The organism is Nocardioides litoris (assembly GCF_006346315.1).
In the GTDB taxonomy this organism is placed as follows: Bacteria; Actinomycetota; Actinomycetes; order Propionibacteriales; family Nocardioidaceae; genus Nocardioides; species Nocardioides litoris.
The window spans coordinates 230,803-243,264 of the sequence record NZ_VDMR01000004.1 but is presented as its reverse complement, the minus strand read 5'-3'; the positions used below and the strand labels follow the sequence as shown (position 1 = coordinate 243,264).

The window sequence follows — 12,462 nt, the reverse complement described above, 5'->3', positions numbered from 1 at the left end:
AGGCAGGGGCAGCAGCCGGGTCAGCGGCCGGCGAAGGGGCGCTCGGACAGCGGCGCCCACACGCTGCCGGAGGCCTCGGCCCAGGACGCGCCGAGGCCAGCCGCGACGAGCAGCACGACGCCGACCGCGAGCCACGGTCCGACCCGGTGCGAGACCGGGGCCACGAGGTGGTCGAGGGGGCCGCGCAGGCGGGACCCGCCCGGGCCCCACCACAGCCCGAGCGCGAGCACGGTGCCGGAGACGGCCAGGCCGACCGCCACCGAGGTGGTCAGGGCGTAGCAGACCAGCGCGGCCGCGACGGCCAGGCCGGCCGCCCAGCCGAGCAGCAGCAACGCGCCGGGCAGGGCGCTGACCAGGTGCCAGGGCGTGCCGAGGACGCGCAGCGGCGCGTCGTACCAGCGCTCGCCCCGCACCGCGCGGCGGCGCTCGGTGACGCTGGCGGCGAGCGACCCGGCCCGCAGCACCCAGACCAGGGCCGCGACGACGCCCAGCGCCACGAGGGGTACGGCGGCGACGGCCGCGCCGACGCCGAGGCAGCCCGCGACCACCGTGGTCGCCCGGCGCACGCGCTCGCCGGCGCCGACGGGCTCGGGGCCGGGGGTCGGAGCGAGGTGGAGCGGCGGCTGCGCCCAGGGGTCCCACGGGGCCGGCGCAGGCTCCCGGTAGGGGGCCGGCGGGGGCGGCGCGGCCCGCAGCGTGGGCGCGGCGGGCGGCGCCGTCGGCCCGCGCGGCTCGGGGGCCGCGGCCGGCAGCACGAGGGTCGCCGGGCCGTCGACGAGCGGTTCGTCGACGGGCCGCGGCCGGGGGTCGTGGGCCTGCGCGGCGAGCATCAGCGGCGCGTCGAAGGGGTCCTCGGCGACGGGCACCGCCAGGGTCGGGTCGGTCACGGCGACGGCCGGGGCGACGGAGGCGGGGGCGAGTCCGCCGGCGAGCGGCCGGAGCCAGGCCAGCAGCCGGTCGAGGTCGGGCCGGTCGGCGGGCTCGGGGGCGAGCGCGGCGACGACGACGTCGCGCAGCGGGCCGTCGAGGCCGGTGAGGTCGTGCTCGCCGCGCCGGACGCGGTCCATGATCGCCATGGCCGGCCCGCGGCCGAACGGGGCGCGGCCGGTGGCGGCACAGGCGACCGTCGCGGCCCAGGAGTGCAGGTCGGAGGCGGGGCTCGCGTCGTCGCCGTACAGGATCTCGGGGGCGAGGTAGCCCGGGGTGCCGAGCAGCCAGCCGGTGTGGGTCAGCCGCGGGTCGTCGGCGACGCGGGCCAGGCCGAAGTCGATGAGGATGGGCGTGCGGCCCTCCATCAGCACGTTGGACGGCTTGACGTCGCGGTGCAGCACGCCGGCGGCGTGCACCGAGGCGAGCCCCTCGGCCAGGCAGGCGGCGAACCAGGTCAGGTCGTCGCCCTCGATGCGGCCCTCGTGCAGCACGTGGTCGTGCAGCGAGAGGCCGGGGACGTAGCGGGTGGCGACGTAGGGCACCTCGGCCCAGGGGTCGGCGTCGACGATCTCGGCGACCCACCGGCTGCGGATGCGGCGGAGCGAGGAGACCTCACGGGCCAGCCGCTGCCGGGCCTCGTCGTCGCCGACGATGTGGGGGCGCATGACCTTCAGCGCGACCCGCGGGCCACCGCCGTCGGGGCGGGCGAGGTGGACGACACCCATGCCGCCCTCACCGATCTTGGCCAGCAGCGCGTAGGGGCCCACCCGGGTCGGACCGGGCCGGGTGGCTCCGGGCAGGGCGATCTCCCCGCTGGGCTGCGTCGTCACGCGGTGAGGCTACCCGCGCGGACGCGCCCGACGCCGGGACCAGGGGTTCGACACCCCGGTCCCGGCGTCGGCGCCACCGGGTGAGGGTGGGTCAGCTCGCGGCCTGGGCGGCCGGGACGAGGGAGTCGACGAAGTAGTCGAGGCCCCAGGTCAGCGAGAGCGCGGTCGGCGGCGACACGGAGGAGATGTAGCTGTCGCCGACGACGCTGGCCACGGTGTCGGCCTGGTACTGCGGCATCACGTTGTAGGTCGGGTCGGCGGCGATCTCGTCGGCCCGCTCCTGGGTCGAGACGTAGGAGAGCAGGATGTCGGAGTCGAGCTTGTCGACCTCCTCCGGGCTCAGCGTGTAGTAGAAGGTCGACTCCTTGGTGTCGAGCTCGGCGACGCTCGGGGCGATCTCGAAGCCGAGGTCCTCCAGGTACTCCACCCGCGGGTCGGCCGGGGTGTAGACGTAGAACGCGGTCGGGTCGTTGGCGACCGCGGCGATCGTCTTGCCCGCGAACTCGGGGTGCTCCTCGGCCTTGGCCGCGACCTGCTCGTCGATGTCGGAGAGCAGCTGGTCGGCCTGCTCGGTCTCGCCGAGGGCCTCGCCGACCGTGGTGATGACGTCGCGCCACGGCGTCGTCCAGGGCTGGTCGGGGTAGGCGACGGTGTCGGCGATCTGGGCCAGCTTGGTGTAGTCGGCCTCGGTGATGCCGGAGTAGTTGGCCAGGATCAGGTCGGGCTGGGCCTTGAGGATCTCCTCGAACGGCGGCTCGGTGCCCTCGGTGAGCAGGGTGGGGGTCTCGGCGCCGGCGGCCTCGAGCGCCTCGGCCTGCCACGGCATGAGGCCGCTCTCCTCGGCGCCGTAGGAGTTCTTGGGCACCGCGACCGGGATGACACCGAGGGCGATGGCGGCGTCGGTGCTCCCCCAGCCCCAGGTGACGACGCGCTGCGGGCGCTCGTCGATCTCGGTCTCGCCGAAGGCGTGCTCAATCGTGACCGGCTCGAAGGCCTCGGCGGACTCGCTGCTGCCGCCGCCGGAACCGGAGCCGGAGCCCTCGGCGGCGGAGTCGTCCTCCGAGCCGCAGGCGGCGAGCGGCAGGGCGAGCAGGAGGACGGCCGCGGTGGCGGCACGGGACAGGGGACGACGTGAGGACACGTCCACTCCTCGGGGTGTGCGGGACCGGGCCCGGTGCCGGTCGTGGGATTTAGGCGAGGCTAACCTAACTCATTGCCGGCGGTACGGCGACGAGGGGTGCGTCACGCCCGACGCGGGCCGGGGATCAGGCCCGGCGCTGGTGGCGCCCGACGGGCACGACGAGCGGCGAACCGGTCACCGGGTCGGGCACCACGCGGGCCTCCAGGCCGAACGCCTCGCGCACGCAGTCGGCGTCGAGGACCTCGGCGGGCGGGCCGGCCCGGAAGAGCCGCCCCTCGTGCATGACGACCAGGTGGTCGGCGTACCGGGCGGCGAGCGCGAGCTCGTGCAGCACCATCACGACGGTGGTGCCGCGGGTGCGGTTGAGCTCGGTGAGCAGGTCGAGGACGTCGACCTGGTGGGCGATGTCGAGGTAGGTCGTGGGCTCGTCGAGCAGCATGATGCGGGGGTCCTGGGCCAGCATCATCGCGACCCAGACGCGCTGGCGCTGGCCGCCCGAGAGCTCCTCGACCCGGCGCCCGGCCAGCTCGTGGGTGTCGGTGAGGGCCAGGGCCTGCGCCACGGCCTCGGCGTCGCCGGCACCGTGCCGGCGGAACGCACCCTGGTGCGGGTGGCGGCCGCGGGCGACGAGGTCGGCGACGGTGATGCCCTCCGGGGCGAGCGGCTGCTGGGGCAGCAGGCCCAGCAGCCGGGCCACGTCGCGCGGTCGCTGCCGGGCGATGTCGCGGCCGTCGAGCTCGACGTGGCCGCCGGCGGGCTTGAGGATGCGGCCCAGCCCGCGCAGCAGGGTCGACTTGCCGCAGCCGTTGGCGCCGACGATGACCGTGACCGCGCCCGGCGGGACCTCGAGGTCGACCCCGTGCACGACGGTGCGCTTGTCGTAGGCCAGGTGCAGGCCGTGGGCAGCCAGCCGCACCGGCTCGTGCCGCTCGCCCTCGAGCCCGGCCGCGAGCGCGTGGATCGTCTCCGCGGAGGCGTGCTCGGTGGTGGCGTCGGCGGTCTTGTCGGTGGTGAGGGTCATGCGGGTCCTCCGGCTCACGGGGGTCACGGGGTCACGGGGGTCACGGGGGTCACGGGGGTCACGGGGGTCACGGGTCCACGGGGCTCAGGCGGGGCGGGCGCGTAGGGTGGCCATCAGCCAGATCAGGTAGGGCCCACCGATGGCGCCGGTGACGACCCCGACGGGCACGCCCATGTCGGCCGGCAGCACGTGCTGGGCGACGACGTCGGCGCCCAGGACGAGCACCAGGCCGACGAGCGCCGAGGGCACCAGCGCCAGGCCGCCGTCGCCGACGAGGCGGCGGGCGACGGGGGCGGCGGTGAAGGCGACGAAGGCGACCGGGCCGGCGGCCGCGGTGGCCGCACAGGCCAACGCGATGCCGAGGCCGAGGACGACGGCGCGCACCAGCTCGGGCCGCAGGCCCAGGGCCCGCGCCTGCTGGTCGCCCAGGAGCAGCACCTGCAGGGGGCGGGCCACGAGCGCGACGAGGGGCAGCAGGACGGCCAGGGTCGACCCGAGCAGCCGGACGAGCGGCCAGTCGGCCTGCGCGACGCTGCCGGTCATCCACAGCAGCGCGGCCTGCGCCTCCTGGACGTCGCTGCGGGTCAGCACGTAGCCGATGACGCTGGCGCAGGCGTAGGCCACGCCGATGCCCGACAGCACGAACCGGTGCCCGGCCAGCCCGCCGCGCCAGGCGACGGCGTACAGGAAGAGGCCGACGGCGAGGCCCCCCGCGAGCGCCGAGGCCGAGAGGGCCAGGCCCGTGAGGCCGCCGAGGAGGAGCGCGGCCACGGCGGCGGCGCTGGCGCCCTGGGAGACGCCGATGATGTCGGGGCTGGCGAGCGGGTTGGCCAGCACGGACTGGAACAGGGCCCCTGACACGCCGAGCGCGACGCCGACGAGGACGGCCAGCACGAGCCGGGGCCCGCGGAACTCGACCACGACGAGCCGGGCGATGTCGTCGCCGCCGCCGGTGAGGACGTCGACGACCTGGCGGAAGGCCAGCGGGAAGTCACCGAGCATGAGCGCGGTGACCACCAGGGCCACGGCCACGACGGCGAGGACGGACGTGACGACCGAGGTGCGCACCCGGCGGCGGCGCCGGTCGACGCGCAGGCCGGAGCGCGCCGCGGCGAGCCGGGCGGCGGCGTCGTCGGGGGCCGCGGTCGGGGGTGCGGTGTCGACGGCGGTCATGCGGCGACCGTCCGCGAGCGCCGCACGAGGTAGACGAGCACGGGAGCGCCGACGACGGCGACGACCAGCCCGGCCTCGATCTCACCGGGGCGGGCGACGACCCGGCCGACCACGTCGGCCACGAGCAGCAGGACCGGGCCGAGCAGGGCCGAGAGCAGCACGATGGCGCGGTAGTCGGGGCCGACCACGGCCCGCGCGAGGTGCGGGACGACGAGGCCGACGAAGGCGATGGGACCGACGAGGGAGACCGCGGAGCCGCACAGCAGGACCACGGCGAGGACGACGAGGGCGCGGCCGCGGGCGACGTCCTGGCCGAGCCCGCGGGCCACGTCGTCGCCGAGGGCGAGCGCGTTGAGCACCCGTCCCGAGGCGAGCGCGAGGAGCAGGCCGACGCCGACGAACGGCAGCAGGGTGACCAGCACGTCGAGGGGACGGTTGCTCAGCGAGCCGACCTGCCAGAAGCGGTACTCGTTGAGCGCGCGCCGGTCGGTCAGCAAGATGACGGTGGTGACGGAGGTGGCCGTGGCGGTGAACGCGGCGCCCACCAGGGCCAGCTTGACCGGCGTCGCGCCCTCCCAGCCGACCTGCGCGGCGCCGTACACCACGACGGCGGCGACGGCGGCGCCGAGGAAGGCGAACCAGACGTAGCCCGAGGTCGTGCTGATGCCGAGGCCAGCGATGGCGACGAGGACGGCGAGCGAGGCGCCGGCGTTGACGCCGAGCAGGCCGGGGTCGGCGATGGGGTTGCGGGTCACGCCCTGCATGAGCGCGCCCGAGGCGCCGAGCGCGAGGCCGGCGACGAGGCCGATCAGGGTGCGCGGCACGCGCTCGTTGCGCACGACGCTGTGGTCGTTGTTGCCGGCGACGGGGTCGACCAGCGCCCGCCAGACCTCGCCGGGGTCGACCTGGCGGGCGCCCCACGCCAGGCTGGCCACGGTGACGGCGACCAGGGCGAGCACGACCAGCACCAGGGCGAGGGCCAGGCGCCGGTGGTCGGCGCGGGCCGGGGCCGGACGGTCGCCCGCGCCGTGCGCCGCGGCGGGGGTCGACGGGGCGGTCGTGGCCACCGGACCTCCCCTCGCGCGACCCGGACCGTCCGGGCTCGAGGTAAGGGTAGCCTCACCAAGCCTCGTCGTCCCAGGGGACGCTCAGCAGCCGCCCTCGCCGAGGCGCCGCAGGCCCTCGAGGTCACCGTTGCCGAACTCGGTGCGGAAGGTGGTCTCGGGGTACATCAGCTGCCGGTCGTCGTCGACGTGGTCGAGGCCGACGAGGTGGGCCAGCTCGTGCATCATGATCGCCCGCTCGACGTCGCGTCGCCCGTCGCCGTCGAGCTGGGCGAACTGCGGGCCGTCGAAGACCACCGACCCGGTGACGAAGTAGCCACCGCGTCCCTGCGGGCCGGCCAGGCCGACGGTGTCGCCGGCCAGCCGCGGCTCCTGCTCGGGCGTCGCCCAGCCCACGACCACCGGCCGGGCGCGCCCGAAGGTGCCGGAGCGGTCGCTCTCGGGCCGGTCGGTCGTCTCCCCCACGACCTGCAGGTCGAGGCCCGTCGCGTCGGCGACCTCGGCGACGGCCGCGTCGAAGGGCTCCCGCCACCCCCGGGGCGCGCCCTCGGAGTTGACCTCCAGCCGGATCGGCTCGCACGAGCGCCAGGTCGTCGGGTCGCCGCTGATCGGGTCGGAGGCCAGGAAGGCGTACGTCGTCGACTCGCCCCGGTCGTCCCACCCGACGACGCCGCGGATCGGCGCCCCGAGCGGCGAGGCCGCGAGCACGCCGCCGATGACCGCCAGCGTCAGCCCGACGGTCAGCACGGTGCGCCGGCGCTCGGCGCGCCGGCCGCGCGGGGCGGCGTACGGGTCGAGGCCCCGGGACGGGTGCGCCCGCTGGGCGCGGCGGCGCGCCTGGCGCAGGGCACGCCGCTCGCGGCGCGAGGGCCCCGGCAGGCCGCGGCCGAGGGGGGTGACGGGACCGCCGTCGGGAGCGTCGCCGTCGTACGTCGGCAGCGCGTCGAGCTGGCGCTCCAGCTCGCGCTGCCACTGGCGCTGGTCGCGCCGGTCGCTCCACCCCACGCAGGCATCCTCCCCGAGACGTGGTGAGCGCGGGGCGGGACCCGGCGATCGTCCGACCACCCCGGCCGCCGACCCACCGGCGCGTCCCGGTGCGGTGGGCCAGCGGGACGTGGGTCAGACGACGCGATGCATCCAGCCGAAGGTGTCCTCGGCGCGGCCGTACTGGACGTCGACGAGCGCCTGCCGGATGCGCGTGGTCAGGTCGGTGCTGGCGGGCGCCGGGACCTCGCCCTGCGCCGAGCGCAGCGCTCCGACCGGGGTGACCACGGCGGCGGTGCCGCAGGCGAAGACCTCGGTGATCCGGCCGCTGGTGACGCCCTCGCGCCACTCGTCGATGCTGAACCGGCGCTCCTCGACCTGGTGGCCCAGCTTGCCGGCGAGCTCGATGATGCTGGCCCGGGTGATGCCCTCGAGGATGGTGCCGGTCGCGGGGGTGACGATGTGGCCGTCGTCGTGGACGAAGTACATGTTCATGCCGCCGAGCTCCTCGACGTACCGGCCCTCCTGGCCGTCGAGGAAGACCACCTGGTCGCAGCCCTGCGCGGTGGCCTCCTGCTGCGCGACGAGCGAGCTGGCGTAGTTGCCGCCGGTCTTGGCCGCACCCATGCCGCCGCGGCCGGCGCGGGTGTACTCCTCGGTCAGCCACAGCGTGACCGGCTTGACGCCGCCCTTGAAGTAGGCGCCGGCGGGGCTCGCGATCACCATGAAGGTCACGTGCTGGGCCGGGCGCACCCCGAGGAACGCCTCGCTGGCGAACATGAAGGGGCGCAGGTAGAGGCTCTTCTCCCCCGCGTGGTCGGGCACCCAGCGCTGGTCGACCTCGACGAGGGTGTCGACGGCGGCCACGAACTCCTCGACCGGCAGCACCGGCAGCGCGAGCCGGTGGCTCGAGCGCACCATGCGCGCGGCGTTCTCCTCGGGCCGGAAGGTCCACACCGACCCGTCGTCGTGGCGGTAGGCCTTCATGCCCTCGAAGGTCTCCTGGGCGTAGTGCAGCACCGCGGTCGCCGGGTCGAGGGTGAGCGGGCCGTACGGCGTCACGCGGGCGTCGTGCCAGCCGGCGTCGGGGGTCCACTCGATGGTGACCATGTGGTCGGTGAAGTGCGTCCCGAAGCCGGGGTTGGCCAGGATCTCGGCCAGCCGCTCGTCGGTCGTCGGCGTCTCGGTCAGCGTGGTGCTGAAGTCCATGGACGGCAATGTAGTCGGGCTTCCTGTCAGGGGGGAGGCGGCGGCCGAGGAGGCGTCGAGGCCCGTCACCGACGCTCCTCGCGCACCGGCCACCGTGCGGGCTAGGCCAGGCGGGCGGCGATCGCGTCGCCGACCTCAGAGGTACGACGACCGCCGGTGGGCGTGCCGGGCTCGCGGTCGGCGAGGTCGGCGATCGCGGCCGCCTCGACGGCGCCGGCGGCGGTCGGGTGGCCGAGGTGGTCGAGCAGCAGCGCGACCGAGAGGATGGCCGCGGTCGGGTCGGCCTTCTGCTGGCCCGCGATGTCGGGAGCGGAGCCGTGCACGGGCTCGAACATCGACGGCGCGGTCCGGTCGGGGTTGACGTTGCCGGAGGCCGCGAGCCCGATGCCGCCGGTGATGGCGGCGGCCAGGTCGGTGATGATGTCGCCGAACAGGTTGTCGGTGACCACCACGTCGAAGCGGGCGGGGTCGGTCGTCATGAAGATCATCGCGGCGTCGACGTGCATGTAGTCGACGGTGACCTCGGGGAACTCGGCGGCGACCTGCTGGGTCAGCCGCCACCACACCGAGCCGGCGTGGACGAGCACGTTGGTCTTGTGGACCAGGGTCAGCTTCTGGCGCGGGCGCCGCTGGGCGCGGGCGAAGGCGTCGCGGACGACCCGCTCGACGCCGTACGCGGTGTTGACGGAGACCTCGGTGGCGACCTCGGCCGGGGTGCCGACCCGCAGCGCACCGCCGTTGCCCGTGTAGGGGCCCTCGGTGCCTTCGCGCACCACGACGAAGTCGACCTCACCTGGGTTGGCCAGGGGCGAGGTGGCGCCGGGGTAGATGCGCGAGGGACGCAGGTTGACGTAGTGGTCGAGCTCGAAGCGCAGCCGGAGCAGCAGCCCGCGCTCCAGGATGCCGGGCGGCAGGTTCGGGTCGTTGGGCTTGCCACCGACGGCGCCGAGCAGGATGGCGTCGTGCTCGCGGATCTCGGCGAGCACGGAGTCGGGGAGCACCTCGCCGGTCGCGAGGTAGCGCTCAGCGCCGAGGTCGTACCGGGTCTGCTCGAACCGCACCCCGTCGGGCGCGACCGCCTCGAGGACCTTGAGGGCCTCGGCGGTCACCTCCTGCCCGATGCCGTCGCCGGGGATGACGGCGAGCTTGACGGAGCCTGAGGCAGCGGGGGTGGGGTCAGTGGTCACGTGGGCTGAGGCTAGTCGTGGTCGAAGGTGCGACGGCAGCCGTCTCGCCGGCGCCCCGACGGACGCCGGAGGCGACCGCACGGCGCACGGAGCCGCAGGAGGACCCGGCAGACGGGCGCCCGCCCACCAGAGCCGGCGGCAGCGCTGCCAGGCGGCGGCGGGCGACGGATGCTGGCCGTCCGGAGGCGACCATCGAATCAGTTGTCATCCGGACGGTCGTACGGCTCGAACGCAGCCTGCACGCCGGCGCGCGCGTCGTCGTAGCCCTCGTCGTCGCGGTTCTTGGCGGGGCCCCACTCGGGGTACATCTCGTACATCGGCTTCTCCTCCGGGTCGGCCGCCCCCTGGATCGGGGACGGCACGGACGTGGCGGTCACGTCCGGAGAAGGCCCCGCGGGGGCACCGGTGTCGGCGCGTGGGTCGCACGCAGCCCGCCAGCGGAGGAAGCGGATCGCACTCGTGGTCCGTCAGGACCGGAACCACCGCGGAGCCATCACCAGACGTGGTGATCGCGAGGCCGGTCGCGTCGTACGCACGAGAACCACCGCGACGGGGTGGCCTCGCGAAGCAGATTCAGGAGATCTGCCGGGCCCCGTCGCGGCGCTCAATGAGTACGAGGACGCTGCACATGGTGGGACGACGGTAGGACGGCGGCGGCGGGACCGCCACCCGGTTCCGCGAACTGTTCGCATGCTGGGACGACGGTCTCGCCAGTGGAGACGGCTCCCACACTCGACGCATGAGCGCGCCCCCCGACCTGCCCGAGGTGGTGCAGCGCGCGTTCGCGGTCTCGCGCCGGGCGGGCTACGTGTCGTTCTGCCGCAACGAGACCGGCCGGCTGCTGGCCATGCTCGCCGCCACCCGCGACGGCACGATGGCCGAGCTCGGCACCGGGTGCGGCGTCGGTACGGCGTGGCTCCGGTCGGGCGTGCGCGGCGAGAAGGCCCGCATCGTCACCGCCGAGCTCGACCCGCGGCTGGCCCGCGCCGCCGCAGAGATCTTCGTCGACGACGACCAGGTCGAGGTGCTCGCCGCCGACTGGTCGACCCTGCTCGACAAGGGCCCGTTCTCGCTGCTGTTCCTCGACGCCGGCCAGTCCGACGGGTGGCCGGGCGGCAGCGGCGGTGGCGACGTCGGCGTCGACGCGGTGGCCGACCTCGTCGAGGACGGGGGCATCGTGGTGCTCGACGACTTCACCCCCTGCGAGGGCTGGCCGCCGATCACCTACGGACGGGTCGACACGCTGCGCGAGCAGTGGCTGACCGACGAGCGGTTCACCGCGGTCGAGGTCATGGTGGCCGCCGACGCGGCCACCATCATCGCCACCAAGCGCTGAGCCCGGCCCGTCAGGAGTAGCGGTGGTTCTTGGCCGCGTGGCCCTTCTCGCGGGTGCACGTGCGGCCGCCCATGTTGCGGTGGCCGCAGAGCTCGTCGGCCACCGCGTCGATCACCGCGTCCGTCGCCGTGGCGGGCGGCGCCACGGGCGGCGCGACCCGAGGCTTCGTGGCCGCGGGGGCACTGGGAGCGCTGGCCGGGGCCGCTCCCCCGGCGGCGGCGCGGGCACGGGCGAACTTGGCCTCGCGCATGGCGCGGAGCTCCTGGGCACTGGTCATCGGCGGATCACGGTGCCGACCCTAGGGCCCGGCACCGACAGCCCTGGGCGCGGCACGACCGTCAGCGGCGCTCGGCCCGCTTGACCGTGGACGTCGTCCGCGCAGCCGGGCTCGCGCCGATGGCGTTGCGGGCGGTCACGGTCGCGGTGCAGCGACCCTTGCGGACCCTGCCGAGCGCCATGCGGACCGACCGGGCCGAGGCCGGCAGCGAGCGGGTGAGCCTGGGCTCGCCCGCGCAGGCCACGGGACGGCGTACGAACGCACGGGGACCTCGGGCGCGGTCGCTGCCGGCGCCCAGGTCAGGGTGCGGCGGGCGGCCTGCGTGCGGCCGGGCGCGGTGTGGCCGAGGTCTCGATGGGTGAGCACGGTGGAGAAGGCACTGAGCGTCTGCAGCGGTGCGACGACCACGGTGCCGCCGGGGCGCAGGGCGTCGAGGTCGGCCGTGCCGAGCTGGCTGCGCGGTCTCTGCAGGACGGCGGTCGGTGCTGGTCGAGGTCGATGCTGACCGAGATGCCGCCGAGCCGGGTGCCGGACCGCCGAGTCAGCGGACCGGGGCGACGTCACCGGTCGCCCCAGGACGCTAGTGCGCGGGCAGGTCCGTCGCGGGCGAACGGCCGAGGTCGACGACCAGCCAGGGCAGCATGGCCTGGGCGACCGGGCCGATGGCGAGGGCGTAGAGCACGGTGCCGACGCCGAGGACGCCGCCGAGCACGAGCCCGATGAGCACGACGGTGACCTCGAGGCCGGTGCGGACGAGGCGCAGCGAGAGGCCGGTGCGCCGCGACAGGCCCGTCATCAGCCCGTCGCGCGGGCCGCGGCCGAGCTGGGCGCCCATGTAGAGCGCGGTGGCGAAGCCGCACAGCAGCACGCCGCCGACCATGAGCGCGACCCGGGCCACCGAGCCGGACGGGGCGTCGAGCAGGGCCAGGGTGGCGTCGGCGGAGAACCCGACGACGAGCGCGTTGGCCACCGTGCCGACCCCGGGCGTCTCCCGCAGGGGGATCCACAGCAGCAGCACGACGAAGCTCATCACCACGACGGCCTGCCCCAGGGTGAGCGGCACGTGCCGCACGAGGCCGGAGTGCAGCACGTCCCAGGGCGCGAGGCCGAGGTCGCCGCGCACCATCAGGCCCAGCGAGACGCCGTACAGCACGAGGCCGAGGGCGAGGCGGGCCAGCCGCTCGGGCAGTCGGCCGGCGCGCAGCTGGGCGACGGGTCCGAGGTCGGCCAGGGTGCGGGTGGGTCGGGCGAACCGGGTGGGGCGGGTCGTGCTCATGCTCCCAGGATGCGCGCCGATTGGCCTGGTGGTG

General features: G+C 75.5%; 12 protein-coding genes. 1 reads left to right on the top strand and 11 read right to left on the bottom strand.

The window, feature by feature from the left end; all coding sequences use genetic code 11:
* Positions 1 to 20 precede the first annotated feature (20 nt).
* The 9 genes from FJQ57_RS15285 to FJQ57_RS15245 all read right to left on the bottom strand — a co-directional run bounded on the left by FJQ57_RS15285 (position 21) and on the right by FJQ57_RS15245 (position 9,916).
* Positions 21 to 1,760 carry a serine/threonine-protein kinase gene (locus tag FJQ57_RS15285; protein ID WP_139981784.1) on the bottom strand — a complete coding sequence of 580 codons (1,740 nt, stop codon included), beginning with the start codon at positions 1,758 to 1,760 and terminating at the stop codon, positions 21 to 23.
* 91 nt (positions 1,761 to 1,851) lie between these two features.
* On the bottom strand, positions 1,852 to 2,901 hold the full coding sequence (locus FJQ57_RS15280; protein WP_139981782.1) for an iron-siderophore ABC transporter substrate-binding protein: 1,050 nt from the start codon (positions 2,899 to 2,901) through the stop codon (positions 1,852 to 1,854).
* Positions 2,902 to 3,025: 124 nt separating this feature from the next.
* A complete protein-coding gene (locus FJQ57_RS15275) occupies positions 3,026 to 3,922 on the bottom strand; it encodes an ABC transporter ATP-binding protein (protein WP_139981779.1) in 897 nt (298 codons plus the stop codon).
* An 84-nt stretch (positions 3,923 to 4,006) separates the two neighbouring features.
* The gene (locus FJQ57_RS15270) at positions 4,007 to 5,095 is read right to left on the bottom strand and encodes a FecCD family ABC transporter permease (RefSeq protein WP_211348954.1); all 1,089 of its coding nucleotides are present in this window, start codon (positions 5,093 to 5,095) and stop codon (positions 4,007 to 4,009) included.
* Positions 5,092 to 6,162, bottom strand: coding sequence for a FecCD family ABC transporter permease (locus FJQ57_RS15265; protein WP_170219457.1), 1,071 nt, complete (start codon positions 6,160 to 6,162; stop codon positions 5,092 to 5,094). The genes FJQ57_RS15270 and FJQ57_RS15265 overlap by 4 nt, the downstream gene beginning before the upstream one ends.
* A gap of 81 nt (positions 6,163 to 6,243) precedes the next feature.
* Positions 6,244 to 7,164 (bottom strand): M10 family metallopeptidase domain-containing protein, encoded by a 921-nt coding sequence (locus FJQ57_RS15260; RefSeq protein WP_139981777.1) that lies wholly within the window; start codon positions 7,162 to 7,164, stop codon positions 6,244 to 6,246.
* 114 nt (positions 7,165 to 7,278) lie between these two features.
* Entirely contained in the window at positions 7,279 to 8,352 is a 1,074-nt protein-coding gene (locus FJQ57_RS15255) for a branched-chain amino acid aminotransferase (RefSeq protein ID WP_139981775.1), read from the bottom strand.
* A 101-nt stretch (positions 8,353 to 8,453) separates the two neighbouring features.
* Positions 8,454 to 9,539 carry a 3-isopropylmalate dehydrogenase gene (locus FJQ57_RS15250; protein WP_139981773.1) on the bottom strand — a complete coding sequence of 362 codons (1,086 nt, stop codon included), beginning with the start codon at positions 9,537 to 9,539 and terminating at the stop codon, positions 8,454 to 8,456.
* 197 nt (positions 9,540 to 9,736) lie between these two features.
* Positions 9,737 to 9,916, bottom strand: a complete 180-nt coding sequence (locus tag FJQ57_RS15245; protein ID WP_139981771.1) for a hypothetical protein — start codon at positions 9,914 to 9,916, stop codon at positions 9,737 to 9,739.
* A gap of 362 nt (positions 9,917 to 10,278) precedes the next feature.
* Between FJQ57_RS15245 and FJQ57_RS15240 the strand changes: the two genes are divergently transcribed.
* Positions 10,279 to 10,875, top strand: coding sequence for an O-methyltransferase (locus tag FJQ57_RS15240; RefSeq protein ID WP_139981769.1), 597 nt, complete (start codon positions 10,279 to 10,281; stop codon positions 10,873 to 10,875).
* 10 nt (positions 10,876 to 10,885) lie between these two features.
* Here the strand turns inward: FJQ57_RS15240 and FJQ57_RS15235 are convergent, their stop codons facing one another.
* Together FJQ57_RS15235 and yczE are read right to left on the bottom strand one after the other, a co-directional pair.
* Complete coding sequence (locus FJQ57_RS15235; RefSeq protein WP_139981767.1) at positions 10,886 to 11,152, bottom strand: hypothetical protein; 267 nt, start codon at positions 11,150 to 11,152, stop codon at positions 10,886 to 10,888.
* A 580-nt stretch (positions 11,153 to 11,732) separates the two neighbouring features.
* A complete protein-coding gene (gene yczE, locus FJQ57_RS15230) occupies positions 11,733 to 12,428 on the bottom strand; it encodes a membrane protein YczE (protein ID WP_139981765.1) in 696 nt (231 codons plus the stop codon).
* Positions 12,429 to 12,462 lie beyond the last annotated feature (34 nt).